This is a genomic window from Abditibacteriota bacterium (assembly GCA_017552965.1).
GTDB lineage: Bacteria > Armatimonadota > UBA5829 > UBA5829 > UBA5829 > RGIG7931.
Window position 1 is genome coordinate 1 of the sequence record JAFZNQ010000015.1, and the last position, 16,327, is coordinate 16,327.

General features: G+C 55.6%; 12 protein-coding genes. All 12 read left to right on the top strand.

Annotated elements, in window-relative coordinates; translation table 11 throughout:
• Window positions 1-2,173, top strand: a 2,173-nt coding sequence (locus IK083_02635; protein ID MBR4748454.1) for a DUF4838 domain-containing protein, incomplete at its 5' end; no start/stop codon positions are given.
• A gap of 219 nt (window positions 2,174-2,392) precedes the next feature.
• Window positions 2,393-4,561 carry a transglutaminase domain-containing protein gene (locus IK083_02640; GenBank protein MBR4748455.1) on the top strand — a complete coding sequence of 723 codons (2,169 nt, stop codon included), beginning with the start codon at window positions 2,393-2,395 and terminating at the stop codon, window positions 4,559-4,561.
• Between the two features lie 3 nt (window positions 4,562-4,564).
• A complete protein-coding gene (locus IK083_02645) occupies window positions 4,565-5,647 on the top strand; it encodes a hypothetical protein (protein ID MBR4748456.1) in 1,083 nt (360 codons plus the stop codon).
• A gap of 280 nt (window positions 5,648-5,927) precedes the next feature.
• Entirely contained in the window at window positions 5,928-8,135 is a 2,208-nt protein-coding gene (locus IK083_02650; protein ID MBR4748457.1) for an anaerobic ribonucleoside triphosphate reductase, read from the top strand.
• Between the two features lie 118 nt (window positions 8,136-8,253).
• On the top strand, window positions 8,254-8,421 hold the full coding sequence (locus IK083_02655) for a hypothetical protein (protein ID MBR4748458.1): 168 nt from the start codon (window positions 8,254-8,256) through the stop codon (window positions 8,419-8,421).
• Window positions 8,376-8,885 (top strand): anaerobic ribonucleoside-triphosphate reductase activating protein, encoded by a 510-nt coding sequence (nrdG, locus tag IK083_02660; GenBank protein MBR4748459.1) that lies wholly within the window; start codon window positions 8,376-8,378, stop codon window positions 8,883-8,885. Before IK083_02655 ends, nrdG begins: the two co-directional genes overlap by 46 nt.
• Before the next feature lie 66 nt (window positions 8,886-8,951).
• Window positions 8,952-10,733, top strand: coding sequence for a DUF4838 domain-containing protein (locus IK083_02665; protein ID MBR4748460.1), 1,782 nt, complete (start codon window positions 8,952-8,954; stop codon window positions 10,731-10,733).
• A 120-nt stretch (window positions 10,734-10,853) separates the two neighbouring features.
• Complete coding sequence (locus tag IK083_02670) at window positions 10,854-11,039, top strand: hypothetical protein (protein ID MBR4748461.1); 186 nt, start codon at window positions 10,854-10,856, stop codon at window positions 11,037-11,039.
• Window positions 11,040-11,047: 8 nt separating this feature from the next.
• Window positions 11,048-11,665 carry a haloacid dehalogenase gene (locus tag IK083_02675; protein ID MBR4748462.1) on the top strand — a complete coding sequence of 206 codons (618 nt, stop codon included), beginning with the start codon at window positions 11,048-11,050 and terminating at the stop codon, window positions 11,663-11,665.
• The gene (locus tag IK083_02680) at window positions 11,662-12,978 is read left to right on the top strand and encodes a replication-associated recombination protein A (GenBank protein ID MBR4748463.1); all 1,317 of its coding nucleotides are present in this window, start codon (window positions 11,662-11,664) and stop codon (window positions 12,976-12,978) included. Before IK083_02675 ends, IK083_02680 begins: the two co-directional genes overlap by 4 nt.
• A complete protein-coding gene (locus IK083_02685) occupies window positions 12,971-13,879 on the top strand; it encodes a metallophosphoesterase (GenBank protein ID MBR4748464.1) in 909 nt (302 codons plus the stop codon). Before IK083_02680 ends, IK083_02685 begins: the two co-directional genes overlap by 8 nt.
• Before the next feature lie 16 nt (window positions 13,880-13,895).
• On the top strand, window positions 13,896-16,327 hold a 2,432-nt coding region (locus IK083_02690), incomplete at its 3' end, for a hypothetical protein (GenBank protein ID MBR4748465.1).

A 16,327-nucleotide genomic window follows, 5' to 3' on the forward strand; every position in this document is an offset into this window, starting at 1 on the left:
CTCCACTCTCCCCGAGCAAAATGCGGCCCGGGAGCTGTCCTCCTATATAGAGAAGATATCCGGGGCCCGGCTCCCGGTGGAGGAGGCCCCCTCGGACACTGCCTGCAATATATTCGTGGGGCAGACCGCGGCGGCCATGAGTCCGGCTGGAGACTGCGACTGGGACAGCCTCAGGGGCGACGGCATACTGATACGCTCCGGCAAAGGGTATCTGATCCTGGCCGGCGACAGGCCCCGGGGCACCCTCTACGCCGTATATACCTTCCTGGAGGACTGTCTGGGAGTGCGCTATTGGGCTCCCGACGCCGAAAGGGTGCCGCAGAACAGGAGCATACGGATCCCCGACAAACTTGACTTTTGCTACACTCCCCCTTTCTTCTCCCGGGAGACCTTTTTTACCCGGAATATCAACGACGCCGCCTGGGCCGTCAAACAGAAGTCCAACGGCCACTTCAACGACATACCCGAGGAGTGGGGCGGGCACGTCACCCTGCAGGGCTGGTGCCACACCTTTGGCAGGTATATCAGCCCTTCGGTGTATTTTGACAGCCACCCCGAGTGGTTCAGCCTCATAGACGGTGAGCGACGGTCCGGCAGGACCCAGCTGTGCCTCAGTAACGACGAATGCGTCCGGGAGCTGGGGGACAGGGTGCTGGAGGCTCTGCGCAGGGAAGACAGGCCTTCCATCATATCCGTGTCCCAATTTGACAACGACGCCTATTGCAGGTGCGACGGCTGCGCCGCGCTGGCCGAGAAATACGGAGCCCAGTCCGGGCTCATCCTCCACGCAGTCAACCGGGTGGCGGACCGTGTCAAAGAGGAGTTCCCGGGGGTGCTGGTGGAGACCCTGGCCTACTGGTACACTGTGGACGCTCCCAAAAATATCAGGCCCCGGGACAACGTGATCGTGCGGCTGTGCAACATAGAAAACAACTTCGGCGTCCCCCTCAGAGAGTCCGCAGGCCGGAAGGACGACCCCCTTCACCAGACCAACCTGGCCTTTTGCAAAGCCCTGGAGGACTGGAGCCGGCTGACGGACGAGCTCTTTGTCTGGAACTATATAGTCAACTTTTACAACTACTATGTGATACATCCCAATTTTCACTGCCTGAAGCCGGACCTGCAGCTCTTCAGGGACCGTCACGTCAGGGCTGTGTTTGAGCAGGGGGACACCTTCAATACCTCCTGCGCCTTCAACGCGCTGAAGCAGTATCTGACGGCCAGGCTGCTGTGGGACCCCGACGTTGACGACGACGCCTGCATCAGGGAATTTCTCGAGGGCTATTACGGCCCGGCGGCCCCGTATCTGTATCACGTCATAGACCGCTGCGAACAGGAGGTCCGGCGGCAGAAGGTGTATCTCAGCTGCTCTCTCACCGACCAGAAATGGCTGCCTGCGGAGGCCTATATATACTGCTTCGACAATTTCAACAGGGCTCTGTCCGCCGTCAGCGGCGACAAGACCCTGGAGGAAAGGGTCCTGGGCGAGCTCCTCAGCTTTCAGTGGGGCTGGTATATGCTGGGCGATGAGAAAAGGGAGGCGGTCAAAAAGGCCGGCTGCCTCCTGTGGGACGACGAAGAACGGTACGAAAGCTTCTTTCACGCCTGGGCCCTCGAGCACCAAAACGGCATCCTGCGGGATCCGCCTCCCCACGATTCGAGAGACCTGAAAAAGTCAAAAAACACCCCCGAAGGAGTTTCGGATGAAGACGGATGGTTTGAGGTGGCCGCCGGCGACATGGACCTGTTTGGCCGGGGGGACCTGACCTTTTTGACAGACGATCCGGACGCTTCCGGAGGCAGGGCCGCCGGCCTGAGGTACAATTCTGCCGAGTGGGCCCTGCAGAGAAGGATCGAAAGGGCCGTGAACAGGGCTGTCCGTGAAGGCCGGACAAAGGCCGACGTCTATATAGTCTGCCGCAGGCAGGGCAAGCTCACCGCTCCCCCCGACGCCGAGGCCTGCCGCATCCTGCTGTATGACGAGATCAACGACGCTTATCCCTGCTCCCTGTCGATAACAGCCGGCGAGGTCGGGGACCGCTACAGAGCAATAAAGGCGGGGGAGACAGAGCTGAAAAAGTATTCGTCCCTGCTGCTGGCTCTGGTCCCGAAGCCAGACGAGTCCCTGGGCGAAGCCCTGCTGGTGGACAGGATATACTTCGTGCTGAAATAACACACGGGGTTTCCCTTGCAAGATCTTTGATCCTGCAAGGGAAACCTTTTAATGTCATCCCGTCCCCAAGCCCGCAGGGCCTGGGGACGGGATCCCCTTCAACAGGAACGCCGGCCCGGGCCTGCTTCTTCTCTTGACTTACCGTTTTTTTTGTTATACAATGAAAATGTATTATTAATGCGCTTTCCCCTGCGCGCCGACTATTAAAGGAGATCACATATGAAAATCATCTTTCAGCCTCTCTTTGCCAAGCCCGGACTGCTGCTTTTGGTCTGTGCGGCTTTGCTGCTTGCCTCTGTCCTGCATGCCGACCCGTTGGTCTATTATCCTGTTAACGGTTCCGGCGACGGCGCCATCGGCTTCAACATAAACAGCGGTTTTCCTTATACCTCGTTTGGCGATGATTATTGGGTCGATTCATTATCCGGCAGATACAGCTATGTGCGCCCCTTGAACGGCTCTTTCGCCCGGCCTACCGCTTTTTACGATACCGACTATACGGAATCCCTGGGCAACTATAGCCCGGCGTCATATGGCTTCAGTCTCTTATACAAGCTGAGTGTATTCGGCCATCCCAGGGTATCACCCGATGACGAAACGGCATATCCGAATATAACTCCCGGTATCTCCGCTGATCTTGACTCTGTTCCCGCGGGTAAATACTGCCTTGAATACACAGTCAAGGACGAAAGCACTCTTGACCCCTGTATGTCCGGAGACGTGCGGGATGCCGATTGCGTGGTGCCCGTTGACGTATATATAATGGATCTGGCGGAGAAGACCCGCACCGTGTATCTGAAGCAGGACGATGTATATCGCATCGACCTTTCCACTGTTCCGGCAGTCTTTCCCCATGAAAATTTATGTTATATATCGGTGGGGTGGTCTCTGACACCTCCTATGCCCGGTATGCCCTCAGCAGAATCCGACCTGTATACCAGTGCGGATTGTTCAATTTCATCAAAGATACTGCCCGACACCTTCGGCGGGGTAAGTAAAAAATGGCAGATGGGAAGCGCTCCTCATTATATTTATTATAAAAAGCCGGACAACGGCTCTAAAGACATATTCCTTTGGCTGTATGCGGAGACCAACTCATATCAGCCTATCACTCTGTCAGAGAAGACTCTGTCCTTCGGCACGACCGCGCTATACTGCCATAAGGCAAGCGCTTCTGGTTCGGATTTTGCTTATTATGAGTATGTTAATAATACTCTCATGGATAAGTCTTATCCGCGCGGTTTATGGAAAGACAATGAAACGCTTTCCGCGACCGTATTTGACGGACTTGCCTATGAAGATTATCCTTATCAGAATGATGAGGATACAGAAGACAAAAATACTCCATTCATAGCCAAAAAAGGAGATAAGCTCAATCTGACGTCTCTTGAGCTTACCGATACCGGAACGAACACCTATAACGGCGATACCGATTTTATAACGGGAGCCAATCCGTCATTTCCTTTTGGCTCGAGCCATTTTGATGTAGTAAACAGTACCGGATACAAAAAACTGATCTGCCGCAGCGACATGGAGAGTTCCCAGGCCGTTTCAAATACCGTCGGGATAAAAAAACTGACTCTGCCCTGGAAGGTGCAGACCTACGGCGGTTCCAACATAGCGGCAGGCTCCTGCGATATAAAAGTGTATGTGCCTCTTTTTGACCCTATTGCAAGCGGTTGTCCGGGAGTTGAATGGCATAGATTAAGTAACTGTAACAGCGGCCACACGGGATTATTCGAGGATCTTCTTTCGCTTTCCTGCAGCGCGGCCGAAGGCGCTTCCACTCAGTCAGAGGTTTTTGACCTTTTGTGGAAATATATCCGGACTCTGCAGATGAAAAACCTTAACGGTCAGATCCTGCAGTACTGGGGGCATGATGTTTCTACACCCAATGAACACGATTCCACAGCATCTCTTTTGAGAGAGGCTGACGGGACCTGCGGCGACTGGAGTTCATTGTTTGTGGATCTCTTGAGAAGCCAGGGGATAAGCGCAAACTACGTCGATAACGTTTATGCTTTTCATATTGGAACGATACCAAGCGCTAACATAGTATATGATGCTGATGCACATGAAGCGTATTATAACGGAAATCAGTATTCTCAGAATAGCTATATTTGCCTGCGACAACAAGCGAAAAAATATCAGGGAGGAGGCCATCCCGACAGGGTGATATTTCAGGATCATGCTATAAATATATATGATGGCAACTATTACGACGCTACCTGCGGAAACGGGGGATACGACACTTTTGAAGAATATCTGCAGGAAAACTGTTCTATAACTTTGTACGATTTGTCTGCAAAAGAAGAGTATACATTATTTGCCGGAAGCCAAATGGACCCGGACTATTTTGACAGAGACGTGCCGAATCAAGGAAATTAGAATATGAAAAACTTACTGACTTTTTTGACGATCGCTTTAGTTTTTTGTTGCGTAAGCGCTGCGTATGCAGCTTATACGATGGATCCGGATAAAAGAACTATGAGAAGAGAACTGATATCTCTGCCGGTTATTCCCGATTATCTTCTGACCGCCATTGGTGATCCGGGTGATTTATATATACCGGAAATTAAAGCCCGCAACAGAGATATCAGCAAAGCAAAACTGATCACGGTTTACAAAGGGTTGGTCGGCAAATCGTTATGGGACGAAAACAGAACGTTTTTATTTTACAGTGGAACGTTTCTCAGCGACAACAATGAAGACATAGAAAAAATCTGTAATATGATCCCTCTTGTAAAACGGACTATATTATATGACCGGTTTGAAGTGATGGAATACGATGCAGACAAATATATAAACTGGATCAACAAAGATACCGGGTCTGCCTTTTCGATTGTAAAGGACAACGGAAAGATAATATGGTATTACGAAGGCGAGGTTCCATTGGATGTAGCCATCACCAAAAACGGAAGATATATGATATCAACCGAGTATTCTGATTTTTTTGTAAATCTGATGGATGACAAAATAATATGCGAGATGTATTCGGGCAACAGAGATTATTTTGGAAATATCCCGCGCCCTGCCAACGTCCGCATTCTTACGGACAACGTGATCCGCGTGTCATATAAAAGCGGTCTTGTGGAACACTGGAAGGTGCGGCTCTCGGAAGAAGATTTGGAAAAAAATATGGAAAAATACAAAACTGACGAAAAGCATCTTGCCGACAAATGCCTTTTGTGGAGCAACGGTAAAGGCAAGCCTTATAAATCTCAAGCCATGTGGTGCTATAACGAGAGCGATCAGGAACCGGTTTATGATAATACAAATCTTGCCGATATAACAGCGGATATCTCCGATGTGCAAAGCAGTGTTTCCGCGCCTGCTCCGGATAAACGACCGAATGAAAAGGCTGCCGCCGCGCCAAAAGTTCAGAACGAAAAGCCGGAGGCAAGAGCCGCAACCGGCTGGCTGGCCGGCCTGGTCGCCAGAGTGAAAAGCTGGTTTGCCGGGCTGTTTGCGTAACGAAGCGATAGCAGGAGCGGGGCTTTCGGCCCCGCTTTTTTTATGCTCCGGGCATCCCGGAGGCCATTTAATTTTTTCGAAAAATCACTATATCTTGTGGATGCATGTGTTGCAGTAATACTATATATGCTATATAATAGATATGTAGCCGCCGGCCCGGGGCCGGCCCGGCGAAATGAAGCATTATCCGTTGATCCGCTGGAGCGGTCCGGCAATATAACCGCAGGCGTTTTGCCTGCATGCTTATTCCCCTACAGAGGTTTTGAAAGGAGCAGGATCGATGTTTGAATTTATCGTTAAGAGAGACGGCCGCAAGGAAGCCTTTGACGACTACAAGATATACGACGCCATGCACAGCGCCTATATCGCCTCGGGCAGCAGGGACAAAAAGCTGACCCGCTGGGTGGTCAACAGGGTGGTGGAGACCCTGGAGGAGCGCTGCGGCGACGAGCTGCCCACCGTGGAAATGACTCAGGACGTGGTGGAAGAGTGCCTGATCAAGGCCGGCTACGTCTATACGGCCAAGGCGTATATACTGTACAGAAACAAAAGGACTCTGGAGCGCGAACGCCAGTCCGCTCTGATGAAGACCATCCACGACATCACCTTTCAGGACGCCAAGGACAACGATCTGAAGCGGGAGAACGCCAACATCAACTCCGACTCCTCCATGGGCATGATGCTCAAATTCGGATCGGAGACCAGCAAGTCCTTCTTCCTCAACTCCATTGCCCGGGAGGACGTGTCGCTGGCTCACAGAGACGGATATATACACATACATGACATGGATTTTGCCGCCATAGGCACTACCACCTGCACCCAGATACCCATAGACAAGCTGTTTCACCGGGGGTTTTCCACCGGCAACGGCTATCTGAGGGAGCCCCAGTCCATCAACACCGCCGCCGCTCTTACCGCCATCATCATCCAGTCTAACCAGAATGAGCAGCACGGCGGCCAGTCCATCCCCATGTTTGACTATTATCTGGCTCCTTACGTGGCCAAATCCTACGTCAAGCGCATCTGCGAGGTGGCGTCCATCTCTCTGGATGTGGACACCGGGGATATCAAGCGCCGGCTGACGGAGGTCTATGACAAAAGGCATACCCTGATGGACGGCGAGGCCGAAAAGGAGATCAGGGAGATACTGCAGACCCTTGACGGAGCCCCTGTGGACAAGATCCTGGACAAGGCCAAAGCCCTTGTCAAAAAGGACACCTATCAGGCCATGGAGGGCCTCATTCACAACCTGAACACCCTTTCCTCCAGAGCCGGCGCCCAGGTGCCCTTTTCCTCCATCAATCTGGGCACCGACACCACCGGCGAGGGCCGTCTGGTCATAGAGAACCTGCTGCTGGCCACCGAGGCCGGCATGGGCTATGGGGAGACTCCCATCTTCCCCGTGTCCATCTTCAAGGTCAAGAGCGGCATCAATATGAACGAGGGCGACCCCAACCACGATCTGTTCAAGCTGGCCTGCCGCTGCTCGGCCAAGAGGCTCTTTCCCAATTTTTCCTTCATAGACGCTCCCTTCAACCTGTCCTTTTACAAGGAAGGCGTTCCCGAGACCGAGGTGGGCTATATGGGCTGCCGCACGAGAGTGCTGGCGGACGTGAACGGAGACGCCATCACCCCCGGCAGGGGCAACCTGTCCTTTACTTCCATCAACCTGCCCAGGCTGGCCATAGAGGCAGACAAGGACGTCAACAAGTTTTATGAGAGCCTGGATCACTACATGGGCCTGGTGACGAACCAGCTGCTGGACCGTTTCGTGTTTCAGTGCAAAAAGCGCATGAAGAACTTTCCCTTTATGATAGGCCAGGCCACCTGGAACCACGCCGAGGATCTGGTGGCGGACGATACTCTGGAAACCGTGCTGAAGCACGGCACCCTGTCCATAGGCTTCATCGGACTGGCGGAGGCCCTGTCGGCTCTGACCGGCAGGCACCACGGAGAGAGCGAAGCCTCCCAGAAGCTGGGTCTGGAGATAATCAAGCACATGCGGGACTTCTGCGACGCCAGGACCCGGGAATACAAGCTGAACTTCACTCTGCTGGCCACTCCTGCCGAGGGCCTGTCCGGCAGGTTTATCCGCATGGACAAAAAACGCTTTGGCGAGATAAAGGGCGTCACGGACAGGGATTACTACACCAATTCCTTCCACATACCCGTGTATTTCCAGATCTCTCCCTTCAAAAAGATAGATCTGGAGGCGCCCTATCACGAGCTGACCAATGCCGGCCACATATCCTACGTGGAGGTGGACGGAGATCCCCTGCAGAATCTGGAAGCCTTTGAAGCCATCATCATGCATATGGCCAAAAAGGGCATAGGCTACGGCTCCATCAATCACCCGGTGGACAGGGATCCAGTGTGCGGCTACGTGGGTATCATCAATGACGTGTGTCCCCGCTGCGGCAGAAAAGCCGGCGAGCCCCTGTCGCCGGAAAAATACGCAGAATTAAAGGCCGTCTATCACATGAAATAGGCCCGCCGAAGTCTTCCACATTTTTGAAAAATATGGTATAATACTATTGACACACACTATATAGCAGGGCAAAACCCCTGTATGAGTGAGATCTACTATATCGTGAACGAGGTTTGACATGACAGAAGCATCCGAAAAGAAAAAGCTGGGCGAAGGCGTGGGTTTTGAGAGGATCCGCCGCATAACAGGTTATCTGGTGGGCTCCCTGGAAAAGTTCAACGACGCCAAGAGAAAGGAAGAATCCGAGAGAGTGAAGCACGTCAACGTCCAGAAAGGCGAGCTGTGAGAGTCTCGGGCATCACAGATGATTCCATAGTTGACGGGCCGGGTATCCGCACCGTGATATTCACTCAGGGCTGCAGGCATTATTGCGACGGCTGTCACAATCCCGAGACCTGGGCCTTTGAGGGCGGGACGGAATATTCCCCGGAGGAGCTGCTTGAGTATCTGGAAGAGCGCTGCTACACCCGGCAGGTGACCTTTTCCGGGGGCGACCCGGTGTATCAGGAGGATCTGACAGAGACCCTGCGGCTCCTGAAGGAGCGGGGCTATCACACCATGGTCTATACGGGGTTTACCTGGGAAGAGCTGCCGGAGAGAAGCTTTTTGCAATACACCGACGTATTGGTGGACGGCCCCTATGACAAGACCCGGAAGACTCTGGATATCCCCTTTGTGGGCTCCTCCAACCAAAGGATCATAGACGTGCGGCGTTCTCTGTCGGAGGGCGTCCCCGTTTTACTTGCATAAGGAATACAATGCCCCGGGCAGGCCGAGCAGGCTTTCCCGGGCTTTTTGCATAAAAAGGTGAGAAAGATGAAGCTATTTATCGTGTTGATGATCTTGAGTATGTGCCTGTGCGTCCGGGCGGGAGTCATCACCCGGGACGGCAGGGCAGCGGCCGAGATAGTGTGCGCCGCCGACGCCATCGAGCCGGAGCGGAACGCCGCCCGGGAGCTGCAGAAGTATATAGAAATGATGTCCGGCGTCCGTGTGCCCGTCAGGGAGACTGCCACGCCGGGCGTTTACGGTATATACGTGGGACAGACCGAAGCGGTGAAGGCCCTGGCGGGGGATTTTGACTGGGACAGCCTGAAGGATGACGGCATCCTCATACGCTCCGGCAAACACAGCCTCATACTGGCGGGCGACCGGCCCCGGGGCGCCCTTTACGCCGTCTATACCTTTCTGGAGGACTGGTTGGGAGCGCGTTTCCTGACGCCTTATGCGGGAAAGCTGCAGTATGAGAAGAACATCACCGTAAAGGATGGCATAAACTACGTCCACACGCCTCCCTTCTTTTCCAGGGAGACCTATTTCAACCTGAATCTCAAGCACCCGGAATTTGCGGTGAAGCGCAAGTCCAACGGGCATCACAACGATATCTCTCCCGAATGGGGCGGGCATGTCTCCCTGTGGGGCTTCGTCCACACCATGGGCCGGCTGCTGCCCGGAGAGAAATACTTTGCCGACCATCCGGAATGGTACAGCCTCATAGACGGCCGGCGCTCCGCGGACAACACCCAGCTGTGCCTCAGTAATGACGAGTGCGTGAAGGCGCTGGGAGACGCGGTGCTGGAGGTCCTGCGCACGGAAAAAGAGACCCCGGCCATCATCTCCGTCACCCAGAACGACAACGACGCATACTGCCGGTGCGAAAAGTGCGCCGCCCTGGCGGAGAAATACGGAGGGGCCCAGTCCGGGCTCATACTCCACGCGGTGAACCAGGTGGCTGACAGGGTGCGGGAGGAGTTTCCGGAAGTGAAGGTGGAGACTCTGGCCTACTGGTATTCGGTGGAAGCGCCGGAGAACATCAAGCCCCGGGACAACGTGATAGTCAGGCTGTGCAACATACAGAACAACTTCGGCACCCCTCTGTATGAGAGCGTCAAGAGGCCGGAGGACGAGAAGCAGAAGACCAACGCGGCTTTTGTCGAGAGCCTGAAGGCCTGGAGCCGTCTGACGGACAACCTGTTTATCTGGAACTACATAGTGGATTTCAGCAACTATTACATCATCCACCCGAATTTCCGGTGTCTGAAGCCCGATCTGCAGTGTTTCCGGGAGTATCACGCCAAGGCCATATTCGAGCAGGGAGATTATTTCAACGCCGACGGCTGCTTCAACGCCCTGAAGGGCTATCTGGCCTCAAAGCTGCTGTGGGATCCGGACATAGACGACGATGCGGTGATAAAGGAGTTTCTCTCGGGCTATTACGGCGACGCCGCCGCCCCCTATCTCTACAACGTGATAGACAGGTGCGAAAAGGAAGTCGCCAAGAACGACGTGTATCTGCGCTGCTATATGTCCAACCTGAAATGGCTGCCGGAGGAGGCGTATATATACTGCTTTGAGAACTTCAACCGGGCGTTGTCGGCGGCGAGCAGCGACCCGGTCCTGCGGGACAGAGTCCTGAGCGAGCTGCTCTTTTTCCAGTGGGGCTGGTATCTGCTGGACGAGGAGTCCAGAAACCGTATCAAGGACTCCGGCTGCCTCTTGTGGGACGACGAAGACCGCTACGAGAGCTTTTTCTACAACTGGGCCCACAGCCGCAACAACGCCTACTCCCGTGAAGGCGGCCTGTTTGAGCACAAATAATAAACCGAGTCACAATACCTGCATACGGCCGGTCCCGGGCCCGGCAGCGCCGGGAGGCTTTGTATCAGGGCCCCCTATGTGATAATATAGATATGTAGATCAACTTACAAGGACAAGCGAATGCACGACACGGATATGCAGCTATTGGCCATCAAGGATCAGGTGGGCTCCCTGCTGGGGCAGATAGACGACTGTTCCGACGATCCGGCTTCCAGGGAAAACAAAGAGCAGCTGCTGCAGATAGCCAAGAGGCTCCACGCTGCGGCGGATCAGATAGTCTGGCTGGTGGCCAGAATGAAAAAGTAGAGGAAGATATGAGCGAGATAAACATAGACGCCATTACGGCTATTCTGGACGAGACCCACGCCCTCAGGGAGAAGGCGCTGACCATATCCCGGGAGACCATCCGTTTTTGCGCCAATTCCATACGGGCGTCCCACCGCAGAGAGTTTGACAAGGCTGCGGAGCTCATGGAAGAGGCCGGCAGCAGGGTGCGTCAGGTAAAGGAGCTCCTGCAGGACAAGCCCGAGATATACTACACGGGCTACGTGCTGGACGCCCAGAAGGAATACGGCGAGGCGGTGCTGACCAACGCCATCATCCGGGGTCTGGACCTGCCGGACTTCAGGGAGATAGGCATCGAGCCGGCCGTGTGGCTCAACTCTCTGGCAGAGGCCGCCAGCGAGACCCGGCGATACGCTCTGGACGAGCTGAGGCGGGGCGACATAGACTCGGCTGTGCGCGCTCTGGACGTCATGGACGACGTGTATTATATGCTGATCACCGTGGATTATCCTGACGCCGTCTCCGGCGGTCTCCGGCGGCATACGGACCAGCTGAGAGGCGTGCTGGAAAAGACACGCTCCGAGATCACCCTTATCAAGCATCAGCAGGATCTGAGCGACAAGCTGGACAGAGCCCTGGACCAATGACGGACCTGTTTGACGCGGGCATTGCGGATGCTCCGCTGGCAGCCCGCATGCGTCCGAAAAAGCTGGACGATTTTGTGGGACAGGAGGAGATAGTGGCCCGGGGCACGCTGCTCCGGAGGCTCATAGAGACCGACAACATATCCTCCTTCATCTTCTGGGGCCCTCCGGGCTGCGGAAAGAGCACCCTGGCCGGCATCATCGCCGAAAGCACCTCCTCGGCCTTTGTGCCCTTTTCGGCAGTCACCGGCGGGGTGCCGGACCTGCGGAAGATCATGGACGCCGCCAGGGACGAGCGGAGATACAAGGAGCGGCAGACCATCCTGTTTGTGGATGAGATACACCGCTTCAACAAGGCCCAGCAGGACGCCCTGCTGCCCTTTGTGGAGGACGGCACGGTGATACTCATCGGGGCCACCACGGAGAACCCCTATTTTGAGGTCAATACCCCGCTCTTGTCCCGGTCCCGGGTGGTGCGGTTCGCTCCTCTGTCCGGAGATGACATAGCCAGCATAGTCGGCCGGGCTCTCAGGGAAAGCCCGGAGCTCAAAGGCGTCACCCTTGACCCGGAAGCCCTGGAGCATATCAAGCGTATCTCCGACGGGGACGCCAGGTCGGCTCTCAATATCCTGGAGCTGTGCGCAGACCTGGCCGGCGATGACAGGAGGATCACCCTCGCCATAGCCGAGTCGGCGGCCGGCGAAAAGATACTGGGCTATGACAAGCAGGGAGAGGTGCACTACGATACCATCAGCGCCTTTATCAAATCCATGCGGGGCTCCGATCCCGATGCGGCGCTGCACTATCTGGCGGTGATGCTCACCGCCGGCGAGGATATACGGTTTATTGCCCGGCGCATAGTGATCTGCGCCTCGGAGGACGTGGGCAACGCGGACCCCATGGCCCTGGTGGTGGCGGACAGCGCTGCTCAGGCTGTGATGCAGATAGGTATGCCCGAGGCCAGGATCATCCTCGCTCAGGCAGCCACCTACGTGGCCTGCGCTCCCAAGTCCAACGCGGCCTATCTGGGTATAGACGCCGCTATAGCAGACGTGAAAGAGAGCGAAAACGCTCCGGTGCCCATGCACCTGCGCAATCCCTCCTTCAGAGACGCCAAAAAGCTGGGCTACGGCGAAGGCTACAAGTATCCCCACGACTACCCCGGCGGCTGGGTGGAGCAGGATTATCTGCCCGTGAGGCTGGAGGGGACCAGATATTACGACCCCAAGGACATAGGCTATGAAGCGAGATTCAGAGAAAGGCTGGACTATATACGCAGCCGGAAGGCGAGAAAGAAGAACAAGGATCATGATTAAACTCCTGACGATATTTGTATTGACTTTGTGCGCCGCAGAAGCGCTGTATGCCATCAGCCCTCTGGCAGGGACCAGCCACGCCATATATGCGGTGGGGAACAATGCGCCTTCGGCGCCCTTTTCCTTTGTCCAGCTGTCCGACGTTCACATAGGCTGGATGGCGGCCACCAAAGAGGTGGAGCTGTCGGACCCCAGGGCCACGGACAACAGCTATTTCAAAAAGGCCATCGACATGGTGCACAGGCTGGGCGTGGACTTTGTGTTCTTCAGCGGAGATATGGTGAGCTTTCCCACCCATCAGCCGGTGCTGGACGCCTGGAACGACGCCATACGGGAGCTCAGGGTGCCCTACTGCTTTGCCGAGGGCAATCACGACACGGATCTCGACCCGCAGTCCCTGGCCCGCTACAGAAAGGACTGGGGGATGGACTACTACAGATTTGTGTACAACAACACCCTGTTCATCACCTTCAACTCCAATCCCACCCAGCCCCAGAGAAACGAGCCCGGCTACGAACGCTTTCAGCGCATCTGGCTCTCCAACCAGCTGAAGCAGGGCAAAAAGGGAGGCTATGACCACATATTTGTCCTCACCCATATCCCCATAGTGCGGAATGCTTTGGACGAAAAATATGACCGCTACAACTTCCCGCCGGAGCTCAGAAAGCCCTATATGGACATGATAGAGGACGCCGGAGCGGACTACGTTCTCGCGGGGCATTATCACGTAAAGAGCGAATTCTATCACGGCGGCACCTGCTACGCCGTGTGTCCCAGCATCAGAGATCCCCGGTTCGGGGAAAGAGTGGGCTTCAGGGTGTTCAGGGTGTATCCGGACAGGATCGAAACAGAAATGGTATATATGGACGAGGCTGACAAGATAAAGCCCGTCAAACTTTGACACAGGCGGTGTAAAAATGAAATTTATACTGATCTCTTTGCTGATGACACTTGTGATGGCAGCCGCAGCCGTGGCTGCGGAAGAGACCGATCCCGGCGCCTTTGAGAAAGACTGGTCGTTTGTCTTCATGAACAAAAGCGCCGGGGCCGGCTCGGTGGAAAACGAAGCTCTGTCCCTCAACTACGATTTTTCCAGGGGAGACTACTCCAGCCACGTGAGCATGTCCTGCCCGCTGCCTCTGGACTCTGTGCCGGTGGCCTTTCGCTTTAAGGTGCGGAAGACCGCGCCCCACACCATGGCCTTCCGGCTGTCGGACTCGGAGGACGAGACCTTTCAGAAAAAGATGAATATCCCCGTCTGCTCGGACTGGCAGGAGGTGGAGGTCTCGGTGGATGGGTTTGAGGCCAGCTGGGGCGAGAAGAAAAACGACGTCTTTGACGGCAAGCCTTCGGGAGTAGGCTTTGCCGTGGAGCAAGGGCTGACGGACGAGACCCGTGGCCGGCTGGAGATCAGGGATCTGAGGTGTATATACGGCCGCAAGAACGGCGGCAAGCTGTCCCTGGACTCCGAGCCCTTTGGCAACACTGTCAAGGCCAGATTTTACGCGGACATCATCACAGACAACCAGCCCGTCAGGGAAGGGGGCTCTGTCGCTTACCGGCAGGATATGGATCTGCGGGGGACCGTGGAGTCTATATCGGTGCCCGTCACGAAAAAGGGCTCCGTCACCGTCAGGACCGCCTGCCAGTTTGACTTCTTTGAGATGACCAAAGAGGCCGACGGGCCCGGAGCGGTGGTATTCCCCTGCGGCAAAAAGATGGAGGGCTGGACCGTGAACGCCCTCAGCTTTGCGGGCGAATTATACGCCCCGCTCAGGCTGATGGAGATAGTGTATCATGACACGGAGCCCGATGGCGCTCCCGTGTGCGAGACCGTGATACAGTCCTCGGAGCGTATCACCGCCGCTCCCGAATGGGAAGCAAAGGACGGCAAGGCTGTCTTTACGGTGAAGGCCCGGTGTCTGTCGGACGAGCCTGTGAAGACGGATCTGTTTTTGGACGTGAGGGATTACAACGGCGCGCTTGTCCGCGCCATAAAGAAAAAGGTCGCTCTTTCCGGCATGGGCAGGGAAGATGTGTTTACCTTCGAGGTCCCCTTTGGCAAGGAACCCTTCCTGGAGGCTTCGGTGCGGTTTGGCAGCGTCCCCGCCATAGGGTACGCGGCTCCGGCGCTCACCGATTCGGACCGGTGCTCCACCGTGGCTCTCGATATGCGGGAGTCTGCCTATGGCAGCGTCCGCTCCGCCGAGCTGGACCAGACTCCCTTCGGCATGGGCGTGTATCTCTACCGCCGGCAGGGGGAGTGGATAGGCAAAACAGCGCAGCTGGCCGGGGATATAGGCGTCAAGTGGACCAGAGAAGAGTTCAACTGGGGCGCCATAGAGCAGGAAAAGGGCGTGCTCAACTACGCCCACTACGATCAGCTGGTGGACGAGGCCCTGAAGAACGGCATATCCATCTACGGCCTGCTGGCTTACTGGAACCACAACTACCCTCAGGATACGGACGAGGGCAGGGCCGCCTACTACAACTTTGTCCGGGAGACCGTGCTGCGCTACAAGGACCGCATCAGGCACTGGGAGATCTGGAACGAGCCCAACATAGGCTTTTTCCCGGGGGACAAGGAAAACTATTTCCTGATGCTCAGGGACTGCTACAAGCTGATCAAGGATATAGATCCCTCTCTGCAGGTGCTGGGGTGCTCCACGTCCCTCATAGATACGGAATTCATAGAAAGAGCCATCAATGCCGGCTGCAACTTTGACGTGCTCACAGTCCACCCCTACAGGGCCCGGCTTGATGACGAGGGGTTTATCAGAGAGCTGCAGGACGCCATAGAGCTGACCAAAAAGATCGACGGGGTCCCCAGAGACGTGTGGATCACCGAGATGGGCTGGCCCACCCATGTCTATACCGGCTACACCGAAAGAGAGCAGGCCTGGTTCCTGGTGCGCACCTACGCCGACGCCGCTTCGGTAAAGGGGGTGTCTTCCATCAGTTGGTACGACTTTATCAACGACGGCCGCAACCGCTTTTACAACGAACATTCTTTCGGCCTTTTGTGGCAGGACCTGAGGCCCAAGCCCTCTTATATAGCCTTTGATACCTTCCTGGCCATGGCAAAGGACGCGGAGCCTGCGCGCAAGGAGCTGGGCAAGGACGTTTTTGCCGTGGGCTTTGAAAAAGACGGCTACAAGGCGGCGGTGCTGTGGTCCCGGGAAGACGGCCTCTATTCCTGGGAGGGCGACGCCGTATTCTACGATCAGCTGGGCAGGCGGATCGAGGGCAAGGGACTCGTCTGGCTTGCCGCCCGGAAGCCTGTTTTTGCCGTGGGCGGCCTCGAGGGGCTGACCAAAGAGCCCCTGGTGACGGATGCCTGTTCCCAGCA

Bases quoted from the DNA above. Each gene is read 5' to 3' on its own strand.
- IK083_02665 (MBR4748460.1), top strand. From the start codon at position 8,952: ATGAAGCTATTTATCGTGTTGATGATCTTGAGTATGTGCCTGTGCGTC.
- IK083_02655 (MBR4748458.1), top strand. From the start codon at position 8,254: ATGACAGAAGCATCCGAAAAGAAAAAGCTGGGCGAAGGCGTGGGTTTT.
- IK083_02680 (MBR4748463.1), top strand. From the start codon at position 11,662: ATGACGGACCTGTTTGACGCGGGCATTGCGGATGCTCCGCTGGCAGCC.
- IK083_02675 (MBR4748462.1), top strand. From the start codon at position 11,048: ATGAGCGAGATAAACATAGACGCCATTACGGCTATTCTGGACGAGACC.
- IK083_02640 (MBR4748455.1), top strand. From the start codon at position 2,393: ATGAAAATCATCTTTCAGCCTCTCTTTGCCAAGCCCGGACTGCTGCTT.
- IK083_02650 (MBR4748457.1), top strand. From the start codon at position 5,928: ATGTTTGAATTTATCGTTAAGAGAGACGGCCGCAAGGAAGCCTTTGAC.
- IK083_02645 (MBR4748456.1), top strand. From the start codon at position 4,565: ATGAAAAACTTACTGACTTTTTTGACGATCGCTTTAGTTTTTTGTTGC.
- IK083_02670 (MBR4748461.1), top strand. From the start codon at position 10,854: ATGCACGACACGGATATGCAGCTATTGGCCATCAAGGATCAGGTGGGC.
- IK083_02685 (MBR4748464.1), top strand. From the start codon at position 12,971: ATGATTAAACTCCTGACGATATTTGTATTGACTTTGTGCGCCGCAGAA.